Here is a 21,225-nt window from a genome sequence, read left to right on the forward strand (position 1 = left end):
GCCATCGTTTAAAGATTTCCGGAGTTCGCCATGGCCATCGCCGTTCCCTTGAACGAGGTCTCCAACACGACGCTGAAGCAGCGCCTAAATCGTGCAGAGCGGGTCAACCGCTGGAAAGCACAGGCCTTGATTGCACCGCTGGTTATTTTCTTGTTGTTGGTGTTCCTCGTGCCTATCGCGGCTCTACTTTATAAAAGTGTCGGTAACCCGGAGGTGGTGGAAGGTTTGCCGCGTACGGTGGTGGCAGTGGACAGCTGGGACGGTAAGGGGTTGCCTGCTGAACCTGTTTATAAAGCATTGAGTGAGGACTTGGCCGAAGCCCGTAAAAATCAAGTGCTGGGTGATTTGTCCAAGCGTCTGAACATGGAGTCGGCCGGTTATCGTAGCCTGCTGATGAAAACGGCGAGGGCGCTGCCATTTAAAACGGAGCCTGAGTCTTATAAAGACGCGCTGGAAGGGCTGGACGAGCGTTGGGGGGATCCGGCCTATTGGCAAGCGATTAAGCGCAATACCTCAAGTGTTACCCCGTTTTACCTGCTGGCAGCCTTGGATCACCGTATCGACGACTTGGGCGAAATAGCCCAGGCCTCACCTGATCAGTCGATCTATTTGGATATCTTTGCGCGTACGTTCTGGATGGGTTTTGTCATCACGGCGATCTGCCTCGTGTTGGCGTACCCGCTGGCGTATCTGCTGGCTAACTTGCCAGCCCGTCAAAGCAACTTGTTGATGATTTTGGTCCTGTTGCCGTTTTGGACCTCGGTGTTGGTGCGGGTTGCGGCCTGGATTGTGTTGCTGCAATCGGGCGGGCTGATCAACAGCGGGCTAATGAGCTTGGGCATTATTGATAAGCCGTTGGAACTGGTGTTCAACCGTACCGGTGTCTATATCGCGATGGTGCACATCCTATTGCCGTTCATGATTCTTCCGATTTACAGCGTGATGAAGAGCATTTCGCCGACCTATATGCGGGCGGCGATCTCACTCGGTTGCCACCCGTTTGCCAGTTTCTGGCGGGTGTACTTCCCACAAACCTATGCCGGTGTGGGAGCCGGTTGCTTGCTGGTCTTTATCATTTCGATTGGTTACTACATTACCCCGGCCTTGCTGGGCAGCCCGAACGATCAAATGGTCAGTTACTTCGTAGCGTTCTACACCAACACCACCATCAACTGGGGCATGGCGACAGCACTGGGCGGCCTATTGTTGCTAGCAACGGTAGTGCTTTATCTGATCTACAACTGGCTGGTAGGCGCAAGCCGCCTGCGCTTGAGCTAAGGAGACTGCCATGTTGAGTCCTTATATGTCGCCCATTGAGCGGGTGTGGTTTTACAGCTTGCGCATTCTTTGTGGGCTGATCCTGTTGTTTCTGATTTTGCCAGTGCTGGTGATCATTCCGTTGTCATTCAACTCTGGCAGCTTTCTGGTGTACCCGTTGCAGGGCTTCTCGTTGCACTGGTATCAAGACTTCTTCGGTTCAGCGGAGTGGATGCGGGCCTTGAAAAACAGCGTGATCGTGGCACCTGCCGCCACGGTGCTGGCCATGGTGTTTGGTACGTTGGCGGCTATTGGCCTGACTCGGGCGCACTTTCCGGGCAAGGCGTTGGTGATGGCCTTGGTCATTTCGCCGATGGTGGTGCCGGTAGTGATCATTGGTGTGGCCAGCTATTTGTTTTTTGCGCCGTTGGGGTTGGGCAATAGCTATTTTTCTCTGATCGTGGTGCATGCGGTGTTGGGTGTACCGTTTGTGATCATCACCGTGTCGGCGACTTTGCAGGGCTTCAACTACAACTTGGTGCGTGCTGCGGCCAGCTTAGGTGCCTCGCCGTTGACGGCGTTTCGCCGAGTGACTTTGCCGCTGATTGCGCCGGGGGTAATTTCGGGTGCGCTGTTCGCGTTTGCGACTTCGTTTGATGAGGTGGTTGTGACTCTGTTTTTGGCCGGGCCAGAACAGGCGACCTTGCCACGGCAGATGTTCAGCGGTATTCGTGAAAACCTCAGCCCGACCATTGCCGCTGCGGCGACGCTGTTGATTGCTTTCTCGGTGGTGTTGTTATTGACCCTTGAGTGGTTGCGCGGTCGTAGCGAGAAAATGCGCACCGCCCAGCCGTAGCGCTTACATCCAGCAAGCATCCCATAAGGGATAGTCCCCGATTCGTGTGGTCAAGCCCGCACGAATCGGGTTTTGCACGAGGTAGCGGGCAGTTGCCTTCAGGTCATCTTCACGGCGCAATGCCCTCTCGTGATAACCCTTTTGCCATAGCCGAGAGCAGGACTGACTGGCGTTGTTAACGGACACGCTGCTGCGTGATTTGATGCGGCACATTAATTCGCCGAGTGATTTGTTGTTTAACTCAACTAGCCAATGGAAGTGGTCCGGCATTACGACCCATGCCTTTGATGCAACGATACCGTCGTCATGTGCTTGTTTAAATTGAGCGACTAAAAGCCTTCCTAACTGAAAGTCTTCAAAAACAGGGCGTCGTTGATCGGTCACCGTGGTGAGCAGGTACACGCGTCCGGTTTCGCAGTAGCGGCCTTTTAATAGGAAACTGTTGGTATAGCAACGTGGCATTCCTTTGCCCTCGTTTAGGTAGATGTTTTTTCACCCTAGCCGCCAGTTACGGAGCTGGCCGCGGTGTTTGTTCGCAAGATATTGCTGGTAGGCCAATCATCACGGTGCGGTGGCGCTTCTTGGCAAGGCGTATACAATGCCCCGCACCGTGATTTGCTTATTAAAAGGTGCGTTATGCAGCCCTTCGCTATTGCCCCATCGATTCTCTCTGCTGATTTCGCCCGCCTGGGCGAAGAAGTCGACAATGTGCTCGCCGCTGGCGCTGATATCGTGCACTTCGATGTCATGGACAATCATTACGTACCCAACCTAACCATTGGACCAATGGTCTGCGCAGCGCTACGCAAGTACGGCATTACCGCGCCCATTGATGCCCATTTGATGGTCAGCCCGGTTGACCGAATCATTGGTGACTTCATCGAAGCCGGTGCGACTTACATTACCTTTCACCCCGAAGCCACGCTGCACATCGACCGCTCCTTACAGTTGATCCGTGAAGGAGGGTGTAAAGCGGGCTTGGTGTTTAACCCAGCAACGCCGCTGGATGTGCTCAAGTATGTAATGGACAAAGTCGACATGGTCTTGTTGATGAGCGTTAACCCAGGCTTTGGCGGGCAGAAGTTCATCCCCGGGACGTTGAATAAGTTGCGCGAAGCCCGTGCCTTGATTGACGCGTCGGGCCGCAATATTCGTTTGGAAATTGATGGCGGTGTGAACGTCGGCAATATTCGTGAAATAGCGGAAGCTGGTGCTGACACGTTCGTAGCGGGTTCGGCGATTTTCAACACTCCGAACTACGAAGAAGTAATTCAGAAAATGCGTGCCGAGCTGGCGATGGCGCGCCCATGAGTGGCTTTGAGCAGTTGCTCCAGGGGCAACTGCCCAAGCTGGTGATGTTCGATCTGGACGGAACCTTGATCGACTCGGTTCCAGATTTGGCCACCGCGGTAGAGACTATGCTGCTCAAACTGGGCCGCCCGCCGGCGGGTATCGAAAACGTACGGATGTGGATCGGCAATGGGGCGCCGCTTTTGGTCCGCCGCGCGCTGGCCGGCAACATGCAGGCCAGCGATGTCGATGATGCCGAGGCTGAAAAGGCGTTGGAGATCTTCATGGACGCCTACGACGGCGGGCATGACCAGACCACGGTTTATCCGGGCGTACGAGAAAGCCTTAAGTGGTTGCAGAAACAGGGCGTTGAGATGGCGCTTATTACCAACAAACCTGAGCGTTTTGTTGCGCCGTTGCTGGATGAAATGAAACTGGGGCGGTTTTTTCGCTGGATTGTGGGCGGCGATACCATGCCGCAAAAAAAGCCGGACCCAGCCGCGTTGTTTTTCGTGATGAAAATGGCCGGAGTTACACCGGCACAATCGTTGTTTGTAGGTGACTCACGCAACGACGTGCTGGCGGCAAAAGCAGCAGGCGTCAGGTGTGTTGCTTTAAGTTATGGCTATAACCATGGCCGACCTATTGCAGAAGAGTCGCCGGACGCGGTGATTGATAATCTTCAAGAACTGATAGCCGGTTGCTTAGATTCTGCGCCTGAGATAACGTTGGGCGCTTCTGTTCACCCTTCTCAAAGAGATTCCATCGTGGTGGTCACTCGCAAACTCTGGATGAAAGTTATCAAGGCCCTGGCCCGCTGGCGTTGGCGCGCCTGACTTTTATCTAGCCGGAGATCCGGCACGTTTGCCTACCTGACTGTTTTACCTCATACCACGAGGCACCTCATGATCCGCGAAGAATTCCTGCGCTTGGCCGCTGCTGGCTATAACCGTATCCCGCTTGCACGTGAAACCCTTGCTGACTTCGACACGCCGTTGTCGATCTACCTGAAACTGGCCGATCAGCCTAACTCCTATTTGCTGGAGTCAGTGCAAGGCGGCGAGAAGTGGGGGCGTTATTCGATTATTGGTTTGCCATGTCGCACCGTTTTGCGTGCTCACGAACAGCAGATCCGTATCACCCATGACGGCTTAGAAATCGAATCTCACGAGGTTGAAGACCCGTTGGCGTTCGTTGAGGTGTTCAAAGCGCGTTACAACGTGCCGACCATTGCTGGTCTGCCGCGCTTCAACGGTGGTTTGGTCGGGTATTTCGGCTATGACTGCGTGCGTTACGTCGAGAAGCGCTTGGGTAAATGCCCGAATCCCGATCCGCTGGGTGTGCCGGACATTTTGTTGATGGTCTCGGACGCTGTGGTGGTGTTCGATAACTTAGCGGGCAAAATGCACGCCATTGTGCTGGTTGACCCGGCTCAGGCCGATGCCTATGACGAAGGCCAGGCGCGGCTTGAGGCGTTGCTAGAACAGCTGCGCCAGCCAATTGCTCCGCGCCGCGGCCTGGACTTCACGCAACAGCAAGCCGCTGATCCCGTGTTTCGCTCCAGCTTCACTCAGGCGGATTACGAAAAAGCGGTCGATACGATCAAGGACTACATCTTGGCGGGTGACTGCATGCAGGTGGTGCCGTCGCAGCGTATGTCGATCGACTTCAAGGCCGCGCCGATTGATCTGTATCGCGCGTTGCGGTGCTTCAACCCTACGCCGTACATGTACTTCTTTAACTTTGGCGACTTCCACGTGGTGGGTAGCTCGCCTGAAGTTCTGGTGCGGGTTGAAGACAATCTGATTACCGTGCGCCCGATAGCGGGTACTCGTCCGCGGGGGGCCACCGAAGAGGCGGATCTGGCGTTAGAAAAAGACCTGCTCAGTGATGACAAAGAAATCGCCGAGCATTTGATGCTGATTGACCTTGGTCGCAATGACACGGGGCGGGTGTCTGAAACTGGCTCGGTTAAGCTCACCGAAAAAATGGTAATCGAGCGTTACTCCAACGTGATGCACATTGTGTCGAACGTCACCGGTCAGCTCAAAAGCGGTTTGACGGCCATGGATGCATTGCGCGCGATTTTGCCCGCCGGAACGTTGTCCGGTGCTCCGAAAATTCGCGCAATGGAAATCATCGACGAACTGGAACCGGTCAAGCGTGGCGTGTATGGCGGTGCAGTGGGTTATTTCGCTTGGAACGGCAATATGGACACAGCGATCGCGATTCGTACCGCGGTCATCAAGGATGGCGAATTGCATGTACAAGCCGGCGGCGGCATCGTTGCCGACTCGGTACCGGCCCTGGAGTGGGAAGAGACGCTCAATAAACGTCGCGCGATGTTTCGCGCTGTAGCGCTCGCTGAACAAACCCCTGCATCCGACGCCTGAGGAGCTTTGCCATGTTGCTGATGATCGACAATTACGATTCTTTTACATACAACGTTGTGCAGTACCTAGGTGAGTTGGGCGCTGAGGTCAAAGTAGTACGCAACGATGAATTGACCGTGGCCCAGATTGAGGCGCTTAACCCAGAGCGCATTGTGGTCTCGCCCGGCCCTTGCACGCCTAACGAGGCAGGCATTTCACTTGAGGCAATTAAGTACTTTGCCGGTAAGTTGCCGATTTTGGGTGTTTGCCTAGGCCATCAGTCCATCGGCCAAGCATTTGGCGGTGATGTGGTTCGCGCGCGGCAAGTCATGCACGGTAAAACCAGCCCGGTGTACCACCTAGACACAGGTGTGTTTCAAGGGTTGAACAATCCGTTGACGGTAACGCGCTACCACTCGCTGGTGGTTCAACGTGAAACCCTGCCCGAGTGCTTGGAGCTGACGGCGTGGACGCAACACGTGGATGGCTCGGTGGACGAGATCATGGGCCTGCGCCACAAAACCTTAAATATAGAAGGGGTGCAATTTCACCCTGAGTCGATATTGACCGAGCAGGGCCACGAACTGTTCGCGAACTTTCTCAAACAAACTGGCGGCACGCGCTAAGGACTTTATATGGATATCAAAACAGCCCTGAGCCGGATCGTCGGTCATCTCGATTTGAGCACTGAAGAGATGCGCGATGTGATGCGCGACATCATGACCGGGCAATGCACCGAGGCGCAGATTGGCGCATTCATGATGGGCATGCGCATGAAGAGCGAGAGCATTGACGAAATCGTCGGTGCTGTGACGGCCATGCGCGAACTGGCGGGTAAGGTAGAGCTCAACACGCTTGAGGGTGTGGTCGATATTGTTGGCACTGGCGGTGATGGTGCGAATATTTTTAACGTGTCCACGGCTTCTGCTCTAGTGGTTTCTGCTGCGGGTTGTACGGTGGCCAAGCACGGTAACCGTGCAGTGTCGGGTAAAAGCGGTAGTGCCGATTTACTAGAGGCTGCGGGTGTGTATTTGAACCTGACCCCTGTGCAAGTTGGACGTTGTATCGACAGCGTGGGGATTGGCTTTATGTTTGCTCAATCCCACCACGGCGCCATGAAGCATGCGGCTATCCCGCGTCGCGATCTTGGGCTACGCACCTTGTTTAACATGCTTGGCCCGCTTACGAATCCGGCTGGTGTGTTGCATCAAGTTGTTGGGGTATTCAATCAGGCCCTGTGCCGTCCGCTGGCTGAAGTGTTACAGCGTTTGGGCAGCAAACACGTGCTCGTGGTGCATTCGCAAGACGGGCTGGATGAGTTCAGTCTTGCGGCCCCAACCTTTGTGGCAGAGTTGAACAAAGGTGTTATCACCGAGTACTGGGTTCAGCCAGAAGACTTGGGCATCAAAAGCCAAAGCCTGTTTGGATTGGTGGTGGATAGCCCGGCGCAATCGCTGGAGCTGATTCGCGATGCCTTGGGTCGCCGTAAAACCGAGGCTGGCCAGAAGGCTGCTGAAATGATCGTGCTCAATGCTGGCGCTGCACTGTATGCCGCCGATCTTGCCTACACGCTCAAAGAGGGGGTGGCGTTGGCCCACGATGCTTTGCACACCGGTCTGGCGCGAGAAAAACTCGAAGAGCTGGGCGCCTTTACCGCGATTTTCAAGCAGGAGAATGAAGCATGAGTGTGCCTACCGTTCTGGAAAAAATTCTGGCACGCAAAGTTCAGGAAGTCGCCGAGCGTAGAGCGCGTGTGAGCTTAGCGGAGCTTGAACGTTTGGCAGCGGACGCTGAGCCTGTTCGCGGTTTTGCAAACGCCTTGCTGGCGCAAGCCAAGTTGAAGCAGCCCGCAGTGATTGCCGAAATTAAAAAGGCATCGCCCAGCAAGGGTGTGATTCGCGAGGATTTTATCCCTGCGGACATAGCTAGGAGCTATGAAGCGGGCGGTGCGACCTGTTTGTCTGTGCTGACTGATATTGATTTCTTTCAGGGGGCTGACGCCTATCTGCGCGAAGCGCGTGCAGCGTGCACATTGCCCGTCATTCGTAAGGATTTCATGATTGACCCTTATCAGATCGTTGAAGCTCGAGCGATGGGCGCAGATTGCGTGTTGTTGATCGTCTCGGCATTGGACGATGTGGAGATGGCTGAGTTGGCGGCCGTTGCCAAAAGCGTCAACCTGGATGTACTGGTTGAGGTGCATGATGGCGATGAGCTAGATCGTGCCTTAAAGACTTTGGATACGCCGTTGGTGGGGATCAACAACCGCAACTTGCACACGTTCGAGGTTAGCTTGGACACCACGTTGGATCTGTTGCCACGGGTCCCGCGTGATCGCTTGGTGATTACGGAGAGCGGGATTCTCAACCGTGCAGATGTTGAGTTGATGGAAATCAGCGAGGTGTATTCGTTCCTAGTCGGTGAGGTCTTCATGCGCGCTGAACAACCTGGGCTTGAGCTTCAGCGTTTGTTCTTCCCGCAGCGCAGCGTTCATGTTTCAGGCTCGGCGCTGGACTAACCCTCCTATGGCGCTTATCCAACAATTGACTGTCGAGGCTGGCTTAAAGGCTGAGCAGGACTTATTGGCTTCGGTGTGCGCGGGGGAGTTAGAGGCAGGGGTGCTGTTTTGGCAGCCCACTGACCGCGCACTGGTCATGCCTCGGCGTCTCAGTCGATTGGCCGGGTTTGATGAGGCGAGTGTCGAACTGGCCGCCAGTGGATGGCCGATTCTATTGCGCGAGACGGGAGGTGAGCCGGTTCCTCAGTCATCTTCCACGGTCAATATCGCGCTGGTGTATGCACCGCCACGTAGCGAAGGCGACCAGGGTCGTATCGAGACAGCTTACCGCCGCTTGTGCGACCCGATCTGCGATCTGTTAACGGCATTGGGCGGTACGGCGTCTTTAGGCGAAGTCGAAGGCGCCTTTTGTGATGGCCGTTTCAACGTGAATCTTAATGCACGAAAACTGGTCGGTACGGCTCAGCGCTGGCGTCAAAGCAGGGGCGGGCAACGGCCTGTTGGGTTGGTTCACGGTGCATTGCTGGTGGAAAATGAGCGAGCGTCTATGGTGGCTGCCGTCAATCGTTTCAATCAGCGCTGTGAGCTGGACCAACATTGCCTTGCTGACAGCCATGTTGCGTTGCATGAAGTCTTTGTTGCGGCCGATTTTTTTGAGCGCTTACAGGCTCGCTATCAACAAATTCTGGCGCCAATCCTTACCCACTAGCGTGTGCCGTAGACCACCATGGTTTTGCCTTTGACGCTGACCAGGTTTTGCTCCTCAAGGCCTTTGAGCACACGGCCTACCATCTCTCGCGAACAGCCGACAATTCTGCCTATTTCCTGACGCGTAATTTTGATCTGCATCCCGTCTGGATGAGTCATGGCATCAGGTTGTTTGCACAGATCAAGCAGGCAGCGTGCAACTCGGCCCGTGACATCAAAGAACGCCAAGTCGGCGACTTTGCGGGTTGTGTTACGCAGGCGTTGAGCGATTTGGCCGCTCAGCGAGTAAAGAATGTCGGGCTCTTGCTGGGCGTATTCTCTAAATTTTACGTAACTGATTTCTGCGACTTCGCACTCGGTTTTAGCCCGTACCCAAGCGCTGCGGGGTTGCTCTCGACCTGCCTGTTCGAATAGCCCCAACTCGCCAATAAAGTCGCCTGGATTGAGATAGGCAATGATCATTTCTCGACCATCGTCGTCCTCGATCAAAATCGTGACAGAGCCTTTAATAATGAGGAATAGGGTCTGGGAGTGTGCGCCTGCGCAGATGATATTACTCTTGGTCTGATAGCGTTTGCGCTGGCAATGGGTCAAAAACTTGTCGAGGTTCTTGATCTTGGATATGGGAGAAACAGCAACCATGGTTGTATCCCGAAAGCGTGCACAGTAAAGGGCAGATCTATTTTTATATAGAGCGCTGGCTGGCTGGCGCCAGTGATTTGGCGCCAGCTTAACAGACAGATTCTGTATGGTTTGTAGAATTTTACTTATGGCTTGTCTGATAAAGCTTTGGATGCGGTGAGGCGTCACTTTCAGCCCCTGTGCTAAGCTGGCGCCCCTTTTAAAGCAGTGGAGTCTGGGTGATGAAGGCACGCATTCAATGGGCTGGCGAAGCCATGTTTCTCGGCGAATCAGGTAGCGGCCATGTTGTTGTAATGGATGGTCCGCCTGAGAGCGGCGGTCGTAACTTGGGGGTTCGACCTATGGAAATGCTGTTGCTCGGGCTCGGCGGCTGCAGCAACTTTGATGTAGTCAGTATCCTCAAGAAGTCGCGCCAGCCTGTAGAAAGCTGCGAGGCTTTTCTTGAAGCAGAGCGCGCGACTGAAGATCCAAAAGTGTTCACCAAAATTCACCTGCACTTCGTCGTCAAAGGGCGCGGCTTGAAAGAAGCTCAGGTTAAGCGTGCAATCGAATTGTCTGCTGAGAAGTATTGCTCGGCCTCGATCATGCTGGGAGCGGCAGGTGTGGCGATAAGCCACGACTATGAAATTGTGGAGTTAGGCTGAGCCGACATCCAATTTACATAAATGCAGTGCAGACTCTGGCGATCAGGCGCTGACGTCTGCATAATGCGCCACTTTTTTAAGGGCAGTGGCAGGGGAATATTCCCAGCCTCATGTCCGAACAAATAACCAAAATCGCCATCGCGAAGAGGTGTTAACCGTCCTACGCAGGTGCGACCACGCACTTGACGGGCATGCTGGATCACGCGGCTGAGCCGCATCGACATAGAGAGTTTTATAACGGTGAAAAGCAAACTCAAGCTCCACGGGTTCAACAACCTGACAAAGACCTTGAGCTTCAACATTTATGACATCTGCTACGCGGAAACCCCGCAAGACCAGCAGGCATACGTTGAGTACATCAATCAAGAGTACGACGCAGAACGCCTGACGCAGATCCTCACAGATGTGGTTGATATCATTGGGGCTAACATCCTGAACATCGCCCGTCAGGATTACGATCCGCAAGGCGCCAGCGTCACTATTCTGATTTCTGAGCAGCCGGTAACACCTACCGAAAGCCAGATCGAAGAATCCCCAGGCCCGCTGCCTGAAACCATCTTGGGACATCTCGATAAAAGTCATATCACAGTACATACCTATCCAGAGATTCATCCTGTGGACGGTATCGCGACTTTCCGTGTGGATATTGACGTATCGACCTGCGGCGTTATTTCACCGCTTAAAGCTCTTAACTATCTGATCCATCAATTTGATTCGGACATCGTGACGGTCGATTATCGTGTCCGTGGATTTACCCGTGACGTAGAAGGCAAAAAGCACTTTATCGATCACGAAATCAATTCGATTCAGAACTACCTTTCCGAAGATACTCGCGACGGTTACCAAATGACCGACGTGAACGTGTATCAGGAAAACCTGTTCCACACCAAGATGCTGCTCAAAAACTTCGAACTGGATAATTACCTGTTCGGCGACGCGACCAGCAATCTTTCGGTTGAACAGCGCGCGCAGGTGACTGAGCGTGTTAAGCACGAAATGCTCGAAATCTTCTACGCCCGTAACATGGGCTAAGGTTTGCGCAAAAAGGCGGCTACCGCGAAGTAGCCGCCTTTTTTATGGGCGCAATTTTGGCCGGTATCAGATGCGGTAGGTACTTTTAGTCATGACTTTTGCCAGCAGGCTCATGCCCAACTTTACTGGGGCAGGGAAGCGGTAGCCGCCAGCCTCTAGCGCAGACGCTGCGTGTTGCTCTTCATCAAGACGCATCTGTTCAAGGATTGCTCGGGATTTTTCATCCTCGGCAGGGATTTGCTCTAAGTGCTCATTGAGGTGCTTGCATACTTGGTCTTCGGTCGCGGCTACGAAGCCGAGGCTGACTTTATCGCTGACCAGTCCAGCGACGGCGCCGATGCCAAAAGACATGCCGTAGAACAGGGGATTTAGCACACTGGTATGGCTACCCAACTGGTGAATGCGCTGTTCGCACCACGCCAAATGATCAATTTCTTCTTCGGCGGCATGCTCCATCGCTTCACGTACATGCGCAAGCTTGGCGGTTAATGCCTGACCTTGGTATAGCGCTTGGGCACACACTTCACCTGTATGGTTGATGCGCATGAGCCCGGCTATATGACGAGCCTTTTTTTCGTCCAGGGTTTTTTCGGGTTTGATGATGGCAGGAGAGGGGCGATGCGGCTGACCACTGAAGGGCAGCAGGGTACGCATGGCGGTATCGGCTTGTAGCAGCAGACGGTCAATCGGCGAGTAGTGACGTTGGGTAGTCATGCTTACCTCCGGAAAAAATCACGGCGGCCAGTTTACCTCAAACGGCTGGGCAGAGTTTGCGCTGCATCACTTGTCAGCGTGGGAGCGTTTTGGCTCCCACGGTGCATACGGTCTGACCGAGCAATCAGCCCGGAGGCCAGTTCATCTGGCGCTGACCCAGAACGTGCATATGAATGTGGTAAACCGTCTGGCCACCTTTTTCATTGCAGTTCATCACAACGCGAAAGCCGTCTTCGCAGCCCAGCTCTTTGGCCAGGCGCTGTGCTGTGAACAGGATGTGTCCTGCTAACGGCTTATCGTCTTCTGTCAGATCGTTGAGGGTGCGGATTGGTTTTTTCGGAATAACCAAAAAATGAATCGGCGCTTGGGGGGCAATGTCGTGAAAAGCGAGCACCTGATCATCTTCATAGATGATCTTGGCTGGTATTTCACGATTGATAATTTTGGTGAACAGGGTATCCAAAGCGGTGTCTCCGTAGGTGAAGTCCGGCTTGAGTGTACTCACGGACACGGATTACGCACAGTCTAGTTAGCGTGGGCAGTAGGATTTATTCACGTAGGCCGCAATTTTTCGTGTCAGCCAGCGAGAGAGCAGACGTGGCATGCGCGTGAGCCAGCGATTACCCCAGCCGGGCATGATAATCGCCTGGTTTTTGTCGAGCGCACGCACGGTGTAAAGCGCAACCTCTTCGGGGGTTAAGGCACTTTTATTACGCTTGACGGCCTCTGGATCCATTTTTGCAGCATCGAAAAAGCCTGTTCGGGTAATGCCGGGGCAGAGTACCGAGACTTTGATACCGGTTTTTTTCACTTCTTCACGTAAGCCTTCGGAAAAGTGCAGGACATACGCCTTGCTCGCGAAGTAGGTGCTAAGCCACGGGCCAGGCTGATAGGCCGCGATGGATGAGACATTGAGAATTTGCCCTCCGCCCTGCACGGCCATCATGTTGCCGATGGCATGACATAAACGCGTGAGTGCCAGAATGTTGAGTTCGATTAGATCTTGTTCGGCGCTCCAGTCATGGGCAAGGAACGGACCGCAGGTTCCGATGCCAGCACAGTTGACCAACAAGTCGATTTGCCGATCGCCTTCTTCAAGCTCTAATAAAAAGCCCGACAGGCGCAGGGGTTCGCCCAAGTCACAAGCGCGGAATAAGACCTCGACACCGAAACGCTGGGTCAGCTCAAGCGCAATGCTTTCTAGCGCATCGCGCTGACGGGCAACAAGAATCAGGCTGCGGCCACGACGGGCAAGGGCTTCAGCCAGGGCCAAGCCAATACCACTGGAAGCGCCAGTGATCAAAGCGTAACGGGTCATGCTGTTCTCCATCGCAACGGTACAGTCCGGTGACAATGATGTCCCTGGCGTTAACGCGTTCATTTAGGCGCGCAGTTTACAGGGTGTTGCTGGTGACTGCGTCGATCAACGTAGCCATAAGCCCTAAAGCGAAGAGGGCAATCATCACGCATAAGCCCAAACTTATGAAAAAGATGACAATCCATGCTGAAACCGTCACCGACTGGCTGTTGGGCGGTGGCGGTGCTCCATACTTATTCGGGCTACTGGTGCCAGGCATAAGAAGCATCACGAGCGACAGCATGAGATTGGCCATTGGGATTAAGTACAGCAGCAGCATCCACGCCGACCAATTAAGGTCATGCAGCCGCTGAGCACAAATTCTCAAGCTAATGAAGGCATAAGCAATGATTAGCGTCGCACCGCAGGTGATGCCAAACGTCGGTGAAACTTTTACCGCCAGCGCTAACAGTAGTGCCGTCACAATGCAAACGAGGGTGAGCACAGTACTCCAGACAAGAAATCGCAAACGGCCAATTCGGCCACCGAACCCGAGCGGATCCAATGATGCGAAGCGTTCTTCTTGAGGTGGGGTTTCCAGGCTGAGCGCGGGCATAACGGCTTCCTTGTCGATGAGTCTTTGAAAAAACCGCCTAATGGGTGGGCTTCGAGGTGTCAGTTTTGCGGCCAATGCTGAGCCAACTGTGACGTAAGGCTCAAGGCTTCGCGGTATTGCTCATCTAAGCGGGTAATTAATTGCTCCGTAGACGGGAGATCGTTTATTTGCCCTACCCCCTGACCAGCAGACCATACGGTTTTCCAAGCTTTGGCTTCTTCAGTGAGCGGTTTGAGCTTTATCTCACCTTGGGTCTTAAGCGCTGCGAGATCGAAGCCAGCGTTCTCAAGGCTTTGGCGCATAAAACTGGCAGGTACGCCGGATACCGCTGGCGTGTGGATGATATCGGCCGCGTGTGAAGCCAGAAGCATCTCTTTATAAGCATCAGGAGCATGGCTTTCTTGAGTGCTGATAAAGCGCGTGCCTATGTAGGCAAGATCAGCACCTAGGACCTGAGCGGCCAAGATTTCGCGGCCGTGGTTAATGCAACCTGCCAGCAAGATCGTTTTGTCGAAGAACTGGCGGATCTCTGCAACGAGCGCAAATGGGCTCCAAGTGCCGGCATGGCCTCCGGCACCTGCCGCCACGGCAATCAGGCCATCAACTCCTGCTTCTGCAGCCTTCTCGGCATGACGGCGGGTGGTTACATCGTGGAAGACAAGCCCGCCATAACTATGAACGGCATCAACGACCTCTTTAACTGCGCCAAGGCTGGTGATAACGATGGGCACCTTATGCTCAATACAAATTGCTAGATCTACCTGTAGCCGAGGGTTGCTGTTGTGCACGATCAGGTTAACGGCGTAAGGAGCTGGGTTGTCCAATATCGCAAGTCCAGCTTCAATCTCTTCAAGCCAAGCTTTGAAACCACTGCTGTCGCGTTGATTGAGCGCCGGGAAACTACCCACAACCCCATTGCGGCAACACGCTAGGACGAGTTGCGGATTAGAGATCAGAAACATAGGCGCGGCGACTACCGGCAGGCGCAATCGTTGATCTAGCAAAGCAGGCAGCGACATTGGATAACCTCAAAGTGGGAGGAAGTTGAATTTAGAACGGTTTGACCACCACCAGAATGACGATAGCCAGTAAGAACAAAACAGGTACTTCATTGAACCAGCGATAGAACATGTGGCTGCGCGTATTTTCGCCGCGCGCAAAACGTTTCACTTGTGCGCCACACATGTGGTGGTAGCCGATCAGCAGAAACACCAACGTCAGTTTGGCGTGCATCCAGCCTTGGCTGAGGAAGCCAGGTGCTAGATAGATTAGCCATCCGCCGAAGATAAGGGTCGCGACCATTGCGGGGCCCATAATGCCGCGATATAGCTTTCGCTCCATGAGGCTAAATCGTTCTTTGCTGACGGAGTCTTCGCTTTGTGCGTGGTAAACAAAGAGGCGAGGCAAGTAAAACAGACCTGCAAACCAGCAGACGATGCTGATGATGTGGAAGGCTTTGACCCATAGATAAAGCATTTTTAGTTATTCCCAGGTTCACGGTAGATCAAATAGTAGTTGTAGAGCGCCTGAGAGTCATCTTGGCGGTTGTCGCAGACGCGCGGTGTCCCTATTATCGAGGGCTTTCCAGTGGGTTCGTTGAGGGCAAGTTATGGTCAAGGTCGGTATTGTCGGCGGCACGGGTTACACCGGTGTCGAATTACTGCGTTTGTTGGCACAGCATCCGCAAGCTGAAGTGGTTGTTATCACTTCTCGATCCGAAGCAGGCCTGCCAGTTGCCGATATGTATCCGAACCTGCGCGGTCACTATGATGGCTTGGCCTTCAGTGTGCCGGATACGCAGACGTTGGCGGCGTGCGATGTGGTGTTCTTTGCCACCCCTCACGGCGTTGCTCATGCGCTAGCGGGTGAACTGCTGGACGCTGGAACCAAGGTGATCGACTTGTCTGCAGACTTCCGTTTGCAAGATGCGGATGAGTGGGCCAAGTGGTACGGCCAGCCGCACGGCGCACCTGAGTTGCTGAAGGAGGCTGTGTATGGCCTGCCTGAGGTTAACCGAGAGCTCATCAAAAATGCTCGGCTGATTGCCGTACCAGGTTGCTACCCAACCGCCACGCAACTAGGCTTTTTGCCATTGCTGGAAGCAGGGTTGGCTGACACAACGGTGCTGATAGCTGACTGTAAGTCCGGTGTTAGCGGTGCTGGCCGCGGCGCAAGTGTCGGATCGTTGTATGCCGAAACGTCTGAAAGCATGAAGGCTTATGCCGTAAAAGGGCATCGTCACTTGCCAGAAATTCGTCAGGGGCTGCGTCGTGCTGCTGGCAAAGACGTCGGTTTAACCTTCGTTCCCCATCTGACGCCGATGATTCGCGGTATCCACTCCACCCTTTACGCCACCGTGGTTGATCGCTCGGTCGACTTACAGGCGTTGTTCGAAAAGCGTTATGCCAATGAGCCTTTTGTCGATGTAATGCCAGCGGGTAGCCATCCTGAAACCCGCAGTGTGCGCGGAGCCAACGTGTGCCGTATTGCAGTGCATCGCCCTCAGGATGGGGATTTAGTGGTGGTGCTGTCGGTTATAGATAACCTAGTTAAAGGGGCTTCGGGCCAAGCGGTTCAGAACATGAATATTCTGTTCGGCTTGGATGAGCGTTTCGGTTTGTCTCACGCAGGGATGTTGCCTTAAGGGTTGTTGAACGCCTGAAGCCACAAGCTGTAAGTTGAAGCGCGCTTAGGCTATCTCTTGCAGCTTGTCGCTGAAAACGTGCGGCGTTGACTCAAATAGTTGACCGATTTTCTAGGAGAAGCGGATAATGCGCGTCATCACGCATTATGGCGGCATAGCGCCGGGAGATAGTCAGCATGAGCGTCGAATCCTTCACCCCCACGGCTTTGCAATTCACCGAAGGTGCTGCGCACAAGGTGAAGAGCCTGGTCGATGAAGAGGGTAATGATCGTTTGAAGTTGCGCGTATTTGTTACGGGCGGTGGTTGTTCCGGTTTTCAGTATGGTTTCACCTTCGATGAAGATGTGGCCGATGACGACACCCTCGTTGAGCGCGAAGGCGTGAGCTTGGTGGTCGATCCTATGAGCTTCCAGTATTTGGCAGGTGCCGAGGTGGATTACCAGGAAGGTCTGGAAGGCTCACGATTTGTCATCAAGAACCCGAATGCGACCACGACGTGTGGTTGCGGATCATCGTTCTCGATTTAATTGTGTACTTCATGTAGCAGACTAAACGCCGCGTCTAATCGCGGCGTTTTGCTTTCTGGTGCTCAGGCGGGGTAAATGGCACCTAGGATGCGTAAACCTCGTGCGCCCGTCACGCTAGGGCGATTGGTCGGGATACTTTCAAGGCAGCAATGTGCCAGCCATGCGAACGCCATGGCCTCTACCCAGTCGGGATCAACGCCTTTGGCTTGAGTGCTATCGACCTGAGTTTGTTCCAGCAGTTGAGCTAGTCGTGCCATCAATGCGCTGTTGTGGGCTCCTCCGCCACAGACTAGAAGCTCGCTAGTGTGGGGTTGGGCTGCTTGCAGTGATTGCGCAATAGTCTGGGCAGTGAGCTCCAGAAGGGTCGCTTGAACGTCCTCTGCCGCAAAGGCCGGAAGAGCGTCTAGATGACTGTTGAGCCACGCAAGGTTGAACACTTCGCGGCCTGTACTCTTAGGGCCTTTTGTTTGAAAGAAAGGGTCGCTAAGCAAGGTGCTGAGCAGCAGTGGATCAACCTTGCCGCTAGCGGCCCACTGGCCGTTTCGGTCGTATAGTTCATTGCGTTGGGTTTGTATCCAAGCATCAAGCAGAACGTTCCCAGGCCCGCAGTCGAATCCGGCCACAGGATTTTCAGAAGTTATCAGGCTTAAATTACTGAAACCTCCAACATTTAGTACAGCCCTATAGCCAACGCCATCTGTAAACAAGGCTTCGTGAAAGGCTGGAACTAGTGGTGCACCTTGACCTCCGGCAGCTACGTCGCGGCGACGAAAGTCACTGACAACGCAAATTTGGGTCAGCTCGGCCAGTAACGCGGGGTTACCAATTTGAACGGTAAAGCCCTGTGCGGGCTCGTGTCGAATCGTCTGACCATGACTGCCGATGGCGCGGATGTCTGTTGGTGACAGTTGCTGCTGATTCAGAAGTGAATGGATACCGTGAGCCGCAAGTTTGACCCACTGGTTTTCAGCAATAGCGCTGCGGGCTATCTCGTCTGGCCCACTATTGCACAAGCCCAACAGCTCGCTACGTAGTGCATCAGGCATGGGGGTGTAATGAGTGCCGAGCAGTTTAATGCTAGGCCCAAGATCTATAAGTGCAATGTCCAGTCCGTCGAGGCTGGTGCCGGACATCACACCTATATAGAGAGCCATGGCTTAGCGCTTGCTCGAGGCTAAGAGAGTGGCCTTCTCTTGGTTCATGCGTGCCATCAGCGGCTGACTTTGTTGCAGGAAACGTGTGCGCTCAGCTTTAGCGATCGGATCCGCCATGGGCAGCTTTCGACCCAGCGGGTCAACGTGAACGCCATTAACCTGAAACTCATAATGCAAGTGCGGCCCCGTGGACAAACCTGTTGTGCCGATAAAGCCAATGACTTGACCTTGCTTAACGGAACCGCCGGTTTTTATACCTTTGGCGAAGCCTTGCATGTGTCCGTACAGGGTGCGGTACGTGTTGCCGTGTTGGATGATGACCGTGTTGCCGTAACCGCCTTGCCGGCCGGCAAGCAGTACTTTGCCATCGCCCGTAGCTTTGATAGGTGTGCCGCGTGGGGCGGCATAATCAACACCTTTGTGGGCGCGGATTTTGTTCAGAATGGGGTGTTTGCGACCCGAAGAGAAACGCGAGCTGATACGCGCGAAGTCAACCGGGGTCCGAATAAAGGCTTTGCGCATGCTATTGCCTTCAGCGGTGTAGTAATTGCTGAGCCCTTGTTTGTTGGTATAGCGCACTGCGGTGTAGGTTTTACCGCGATTGGTAAAGCGAGCGGACAGGATGTTCCCGGTACCGACTGTCTTGCCATTAATGACTTTCTGCTCGTAGATAACTTCGAATTGGTCGCCTGGGTGTATGTCTTGGGCGAAGTCGATGTCGTATCCGAAAACCTTGGCCATTTGCATGGTCATACTGTGCGGTAAACCTGCACGTTGGCCGGACGCAGACAATGAACTGGTGATCACGCCATGAACATATGCAGACTGGATGGTGGGCTGTGCTGTTACACGTCGAAATGAATATCCCTTGGCGGTCTTGCTGAGGGAAATAGTTTCAAGATCGCTCACTTGGCTGTGCAGCTTGTTCAGTTGGCCATCAGGCCCCATCTCGAACTCGAGTTTTTGCCCATGTTTTAGCTGGCTAAATTGCTTGGCTTGTTTGTCACTGGCCAAAATTTCATGAACAGACGACGCAGGCAAACCTACTTTTTCAAATAAAGTGGAGAGTGTGTCGCCTTTGGCTACGACGACTTCGTGATGGTTAGGGTTTTTTGGCTCTTCAACATTTGCTGTGGTTTCAGGTTTTTTTTCTTGCTGGTCTATTTGAGCAAACGGAGATGGATTAGCGTCATTGAAAGCTTGGACAGGCTCTTCGGTGCCTTGACCCTGTTTGAGTTGCTCAGCCGGGGCTTCCAGTTCGAGGTTTACGGTCGTTCTTTTGGCTTCTACTTCGCTCGAAGGAAAAACCAGCAACGCTAGGCTTAAAAGGGCGGCGATTCCACTTGCGGCAAGCAGGTGGGTCTTCGGATAAAGCGGCGGCGCTTTAGGCGGTTTATTGGTCATAGATAATTTGGCTTTGAATAAAGGATGAATTGGAAAAGATGACTGACACGGTAAAGATGAAATAACTGTATAAAATATAACCAAATCACCCTTGAAGCAAGTCGGCAAACCTTTACTCGGCGTATGGTCGCCTTATGCCGGGCAGAACTTGTAATTAGTCTCTGATCTTGTATGGTTGGTTCCTTTTGAATTTAAGCCTTACAGGTCTGATATGAAGTCGGTTGAAGAGCAGCTAGCGCTAATCAAGCGTGGCGCCGAAGAGGTGCTGGTCGAGTCTGAATTGGTTGAGAAACTCAAGCGCGGCCAGCCGTTGCGTATTAAGGCAGGATTCGACCCGACAGCGCCTGATCTGCACTTGGGGCACACCGTGCTTATCAATAAGCTGCGTCAGTTCCAAGATCTTGGGCATCAAGTGATTTTTCTTATCGGGGATTTCACGGGGATGATTGGTGATCCCAGCGGTAAGAGTGCCACGCGTCCTCCGCTGACGCGCGAGCAAGTGCTCGAAAATGCTGAGACTTATAAAACTCAAGTCTTCAAGATTCTAGATCCTGCTAAAACCGAGGTTGCGTTCAACTCCACTTGGATGGATCAGATGGGGCCTGCGGATTTCATTCGTCTGACGTCCCAGTACACCGTAGCTCGGATGCTTGAGCGCGATGACTTCGATAAGCGCTACTCCACGAATCAGCCAATCGCTATTCATGAGTTTTTGTACCCGTTGGTGCAGGGGTATGACTCTGTTGCATTGAAAGCTGATGTTGAGCTGGGTGGTACTGATCAGAAATTCAACTTGCTGATGGGACGTGAGCTTCAACGTGGTTACGGTCAGGAAGCTCAGTGCATCGTCACGATGCCGCTTCTTGAAGGTCTGGACGGTGTTAAGAAGATGTCCAAGTCTTTGGGTAACTACGTCGGCATCCAAGAAGCGCCAGGCGTGATGTATAGCAAGTTGGTTTCTATTCCTGATGTGCTGATGTGGCGTTACTTCGAGCTGCTGAGCTTCCGTTCGATGGACGAAATTAATACTTTCCGTGCTGATGTTGAGGCGGGAGCTAATCCGCGCGACATCAAGATCAAGCTGGCTGAAGAGATTGTGGCGCGTTTCCATGGTGAGGAGGCAGCGGCTAACGCTCATCGCGGTGCGGGTAATCGGATGAAGGATGGCGAGCTGCCGGATGACTTGCCTGAAATTGAGCTCTTATCGGCTGAGGATATGCCGATTGCGGCCGTCCTGAATAAGGCAGGTCTTGTAAAGAACTCTGCGGTTGCGCGGGATTTGCTGGGATCGGGAGGTGTGCGTATAGATGGTGAGGTGGTTGATCGCTCCTATATATATGCACTGGGTTCGACACACGTATGCCAAGCTGGCAAAAAGGCATTTGCGCGAATCACCTTAAAAGCAGAATAAATCTTAAATTAGTACTGGACGGCGCATTCTATTAGCCTATAATGCGCCCACTTCCGGCGCAGTCGAAACGGAAAACTCCTTGAATATCAATGAGTTGGATGTGTTTTGACGGTGCTAGCTTCAAATAATCGAAGCAGGA

The 21,225-nt window shown here is 53.5% G+C and carries 24 protein-coding genes; 14 read left to right on the plus strand and 10 right to left on the minus strand.

Translation table 11 applies throughout. The features are described from left to right. The first annotated feature begins 30 nt into the window (after window positions 1-30). Both AQS70_RS13350 and AQS70_RS13355 read left to right on the plus strand, forming a co-directional pair. Entirely contained in the window at window positions 31-1,278 is a 1,248-nt protein-coding gene (locus AQS70_RS13350; RefSeq protein ID WP_055103246.1) for an ABC transporter permease, read from the plus strand. A gap of 10 nt (window positions 1,279-1,288) precedes the next feature. Then, window positions 1,289-2,113, plus strand: a complete 825-nt coding sequence (locus AQS70_RS13355) for an ABC transporter permease (RefSeq protein ID WP_055103247.1) — start codon at window positions 1,289-1,291, stop codon at window positions 2,111-2,113. Between the two features lie 3 nt (window positions 2,114-2,116). On the opposite strand, the gene AQS70_RS13360 is transcribed toward AQS70_RS13355, so the two are convergent. Then, entirely contained in the window at window positions 2,117-2,575 is a 459-nt protein-coding gene (locus tag AQS70_RS13360; protein WP_055103248.1) for an REP-associated tyrosine transposase, read from the minus strand. A gap of 174 nt (window positions 2,576-2,749) precedes the next feature. Between AQS70_RS13360 and rpe the strand changes: the two genes are divergently transcribed. The 7 genes from rpe to AQS70_RS13395 all read left to right on the plus strand — a co-directional run bounded on the left by rpe (window position 2,750) and on the right by AQS70_RS13395 (window position 9,002). Further along, the gene (gene rpe / locus AQS70_RS13365) at window positions 2,750-3,424 is read left to right on the plus strand and encodes a ribulose-phosphate 3-epimerase (protein ID WP_055103249.1); all 675 of its coding nucleotides are present in this window, start codon (window positions 2,750-2,752) and stop codon (window positions 3,422-3,424) included. Continuing rightward, complete coding sequence (locus AQS70_RS13370) at window positions 3,421-4,239, plus strand: phosphoglycolate phosphatase (RefSeq protein ID WP_055103250.1); 819 nt, start codon at window positions 3,421-3,423, stop codon at window positions 4,237-4,239. Before rpe ends, AQS70_RS13370 begins: the two co-directional genes overlap by 4 nt. 69 nt (window positions 4,240-4,308) lie before the next feature. Further along, window positions 4,309-5,796: an anthranilate synthase component I gene (gene trpE / locus AQS70_RS13375; RefSeq protein WP_055103251.1), complete on the plus strand. Its 1,488-nt coding sequence runs from the start codon at window positions 4,309-4,311 to the stop codon at window positions 5,794-5,796. Window positions 5,797-5,807: 11 nt separating this feature from the next. Then, a complete protein-coding gene (locus AQS70_RS13380; protein ID WP_055103252.1) occupies window positions 5,808-6,401 on the plus strand; it encodes an aminodeoxychorismate/anthranilate synthase component II in 594 nt (197 codons plus the stop codon). 9 nt (window positions 6,402-6,410) lie between these two features. Then, complete coding sequence (trpD, locus tag AQS70_RS13385) at window positions 6,411-7,460, plus strand: anthranilate phosphoribosyltransferase (RefSeq protein WP_055103253.1); 1,050 nt, start codon at window positions 6,411-6,413, stop codon at window positions 7,458-7,460. Further along, window positions 7,457-8,293 carry an indole-3-glycerol phosphate synthase TrpC gene (trpC, locus tag AQS70_RS13390; RefSeq protein WP_055103254.1) on the plus strand — a complete coding sequence of 279 codons (837 nt, stop codon included), beginning with the start codon at window positions 7,457-7,459 and terminating at the stop codon, window positions 8,291-8,293. The genes trpD and trpC overlap by 4 nt, the downstream gene beginning before the upstream one ends. A gap of 7 nt (window positions 8,294-8,300) precedes the next feature. Beyond that, complete coding sequence (locus AQS70_RS13395) at window positions 8,301-9,002, plus strand: lipoate--protein ligase family protein (RefSeq protein WP_055103255.1); 702 nt, start codon at window positions 8,301-8,303, stop codon at window positions 9,000-9,002. Here AQS70_RS13395 and crp read toward each other — a convergent pair. Beyond that, window positions 8,999-9,643: a cAMP-activated global transcriptional regulator CRP gene (gene crp, locus AQS70_RS13400; protein ID WP_055103256.1), complete on the minus strand. Its 645-nt coding sequence runs from the start codon at window positions 9,641-9,643 to the stop codon at window positions 8,999-9,001. The genes AQS70_RS13395 and crp overlap by 4 nt on opposite strands. Before the next feature lie 221 nt (window positions 9,644-9,864). On the opposite strand from crp, the gene AQS70_RS13405 reads away from it, so the two are divergent. Both AQS70_RS13405 and speD read left to right on the plus strand, forming a co-directional pair. Then, complete coding sequence (locus AQS70_RS13405) at window positions 9,865-10,287, plus strand: OsmC family protein (protein ID WP_048372189.1); 423 nt, start codon at window positions 9,865-9,867, stop codon at window positions 10,285-10,287. A gap of 240 nt (window positions 10,288-10,527) precedes the next feature. Next, window positions 10,528-11,319: an adenosylmethionine decarboxylase gene (gene speD, locus AQS70_RS13410; RefSeq protein ID WP_048372186.1), complete on the plus strand. Its 792-nt coding sequence runs from the start codon at window positions 10,528-10,530 to the stop codon at window positions 11,317-11,319. 66 nt (window positions 11,320-11,385) lie between these two features. Here the strand turns inward: speD and coq7 are convergent, their stop codons facing one another. From coq7 to hemJ, 6 genes are all read right to left on the minus strand, one after another. Next, complete coding sequence (gene coq7, locus AQS70_RS13415) at window positions 11,386-12,033, minus strand: 2-polyprenyl-3-methyl-6-methoxy-1,4-benzoquinone monooxygenase (protein WP_055103257.1); 648 nt, start codon at window positions 12,031-12,033, stop codon at window positions 11,386-11,388. Between the two features lie 124 nt (window positions 12,034-12,157). Beyond that, on the minus strand, window positions 12,158-12,496 hold the full coding sequence (locus tag AQS70_RS13420; protein ID WP_055103258.1) for a histidine triad nucleotide-binding protein: 339 nt from the start codon (window positions 12,494-12,496) through the stop codon (window positions 12,158-12,160). A gap of 66 nt (window positions 12,497-12,562) precedes the next feature. Further along, window positions 12,563-13,351 (minus strand): SDR family NAD(P)-dependent oxidoreductase, encoded by a 789-nt coding sequence (locus AQS70_RS13425; protein ID WP_055103259.1) that lies wholly within the window; start codon window positions 13,349-13,351, stop codon window positions 12,563-12,565. A 76-nt stretch (window positions 13,352-13,427) separates the two neighbouring features. After that, window positions 13,428-13,946, minus strand: a complete 519-nt coding sequence (locus AQS70_RS13430) for a DUF805 domain-containing protein (RefSeq protein WP_055103260.1) — start codon at window positions 13,944-13,946, stop codon at window positions 13,428-13,430. Window positions 13,947-14,005: 59 nt separating this feature from the next. After that, complete coding sequence (locus AQS70_RS13435) at window positions 14,006-14,965, minus strand: NAD(P)H-dependent flavin oxidoreductase (protein ID WP_055103261.1); 960 nt, start codon at window positions 14,963-14,965, stop codon at window positions 14,006-14,008. 31 nt (window positions 14,966-14,996) lie between these two features. Then, entirely contained in the window at window positions 14,997-15,422 is a 426-nt protein-coding gene (hemJ, locus tag AQS70_RS13440) for a protoporphyrinogen oxidase HemJ (protein ID WP_055103262.1), read from the minus strand. Between the two features lie 133 nt (window positions 15,423-15,555). On the opposite strand from hemJ, the gene argC reads away from it, so the two are divergent. Together argC and erpA are read left to right on the plus strand one after the other, a co-directional pair. Then, the gene (gene argC / locus AQS70_RS13445; RefSeq protein ID WP_055103263.1) at window positions 15,556-16,590 is read left to right on the plus strand and encodes an N-acetyl-gamma-glutamyl-phosphate reductase; all 1,035 of its coding nucleotides are present in this window, start codon (window positions 15,556-15,558) and stop codon (window positions 16,588-16,590) included. A gap of 176 nt (window positions 16,591-16,766) precedes the next feature. Beyond that, window positions 16,767-17,117 carry an iron-sulfur cluster insertion protein ErpA gene (gene erpA, locus AQS70_RS13450; protein ID WP_055103264.1) on the plus strand — a complete coding sequence of 117 codons (351 nt, stop codon included), beginning with the start codon at window positions 16,767-16,769 and terminating at the stop codon, window positions 17,115-17,117. Between the two features lie 62 nt (window positions 17,118-17,179). On the opposite strand, the gene AQS70_RS13455 is transcribed toward erpA, so the two are convergent. Continuing rightward, complete coding sequence (locus AQS70_RS13455; protein ID WP_055103265.1) at window positions 17,180-18,271, minus strand: anhydro-N-acetylmuramic acid kinase; 1,092 nt, start codon at window positions 18,269-18,271, stop codon at window positions 17,180-17,182. A 3-nt stretch (window positions 18,272-18,274) separates the two neighbouring features. Next, entirely contained in the window at window positions 18,275-19,675 is a 1,401-nt protein-coding gene (locus AQS70_RS13460; RefSeq protein WP_055103266.1) for a peptidoglycan DD-metalloendopeptidase family protein, read from the minus strand. Between the two features lie 211 nt (window positions 19,676-19,886). Between AQS70_RS13460 and tyrS the strand changes: the two genes are divergently transcribed. After that, window positions 19,887-21,086, plus strand: coding sequence for a tyrosine--tRNA ligase (gene tyrS, locus AQS70_RS13465; protein WP_055103267.1), 1,200 nt, complete (start codon window positions 19,887-19,889; stop codon window positions 21,084-21,086). Window positions 21,087-21,225 lie beyond the last annotated feature (139 nt).

The organism is Pseudomonas endophytica (assembly GCF_001411475.1).
Lineage (GTDB): Bacteria > Pseudomonadota > Gammaproteobacteria > Pseudomonadales > Pseudomonadaceae > Aquipseudomonas > Aquipseudomonas endophytica.

Bases quoted from the DNA above. Each gene is read 5' to 3' on its own strand.
- argC (WP_055103263.1), top strand. From the start codon at position 15,556: ATGGTCAAGGTCGGTATTGTCGGCGGCACGGGTTACACCGGTGTCGAA.
- AQS70_RS13460 (WP_055103266.1), bottom strand. From the start codon at position 19,675: ATGACCAATAAACCGCCTAAAGCGCCGCCGCTTTATCCGAAGACCCAC.
- crp (WP_055103256.1), bottom strand. From the start codon at position 9,643: ATGGTTGCTGTTTCTCCCATATCCAAGATCAAGAACCTCGACAAGTTT.
- rpe (WP_055103249.1), top strand. From the start codon at position 2,750: ATGCAGCCCTTCGCTATTGCCCCATCGATTCTCTCTGCTGATTTCGCC.
- AQS70_RS13355 (WP_055103247.1), top strand. From the start codon at position 1,289: ATGTTGAGTCCTTATATGTCGCCCATTGAGCGGGTGTGGTTTTACAGC.
- AQS70_RS13350 (WP_055103246.1), top strand. From the start codon at position 31: ATGGCCATCGCCGTTCCCTTGAACGAGGTCTCCAACACGACGCTGAAG.
- AQS70_RS13430 (WP_055103260.1), bottom strand. From the start codon at position 13,946: ATGCCCGCGCTCAGCCTGGAAACCCCACCTCAAGAAGAACGCTTCGCA.
- AQS70_RS13360 (WP_055103248.1), bottom strand. From the start codon at position 2,575: ATGCCACGTTGCTATACCAACAGTTTCCTATTAAAAGGCCGCTACTGC.
- AQS70_RS13370 (WP_055103250.1), top strand. From the start codon at position 3,421: ATGAGTGGCTTTGAGCAGTTGCTCCAGGGGCAACTGCCCAAGCTGGTG.
- trpC (WP_055103254.1), top strand. From the start codon at position 7,457: ATGAGTGTGCCTACCGTTCTGGAAAAAATTCTGGCACGCAAAGTTCAG.
- AQS70_RS13380 (WP_055103252.1), top strand. From the start codon at position 5,808: ATGTTGCTGATGATCGACAATTACGATTCTTTTACATACAACGTTGTG.
- trpD (WP_055103253.1), top strand. From the start codon at position 6,411: ATGGATATCAAAACAGCCCTGAGCCGGATCGTCGGTCATCTCGATTTG.
- hemJ (WP_055103262.1), bottom strand. From the start codon at position 15,422: ATGCTTTATCTATGGGTCAAAGCCTTCCACATCATCAGCATCGTCTGC.
- AQS70_RS13425 (WP_055103259.1), bottom strand. From the start codon at position 13,351: ATGACCCGTTACGCTTTGATCACTGGCGCTTCCAGTGGTATTGGCTTG.
- AQS70_RS13405 (WP_048372189.1), top strand. From the start codon at position 9,865: ATGAAGGCACGCATTCAATGGGCTGGCGAAGCCATGTTTCTCGGCGAA.
- trpE (WP_055103251.1), top strand. From the start codon at position 4,309: ATGATCCGCGAAGAATTCCTGCGCTTGGCCGCTGCTGGCTATAACCGT.
- AQS70_RS13455 (WP_055103265.1), bottom strand. From the start codon at position 18,271: ATGGCTCTCTATATAGGTGTGATGTCCGGCACCAGCCTCGACGGACTG.
- tyrS (WP_055103267.1), top strand. From the start codon at position 19,887: ATGAAGTCGGTTGAAGAGCAGCTAGCGCTAATCAAGCGTGGCGCCGAA.
- AQS70_RS13395 (WP_055103255.1), top strand. From the start codon at position 8,301: ATGGCGCTTATCCAACAATTGACTGTCGAGGCTGGCTTAAAGGCTGAG.
- erpA (WP_055103264.1), top strand. From the start codon at position 16,767: ATGAGCGTCGAATCCTTCACCCCCACGGCTTTGCAATTCACCGAAGGT.
- coq7 (WP_055103257.1), bottom strand. From the start codon at position 12,033: ATGACTACCCAACGTCACTACTCGCCGATTGACCGTCTGCTGCTACAA.
- AQS70_RS13435 (WP_055103261.1), bottom strand. From the start codon at position 14,965: ATGTCGCTGCCTGCTTTGCTAGATCAACGATTGCGCCTGCCGGTAGTC.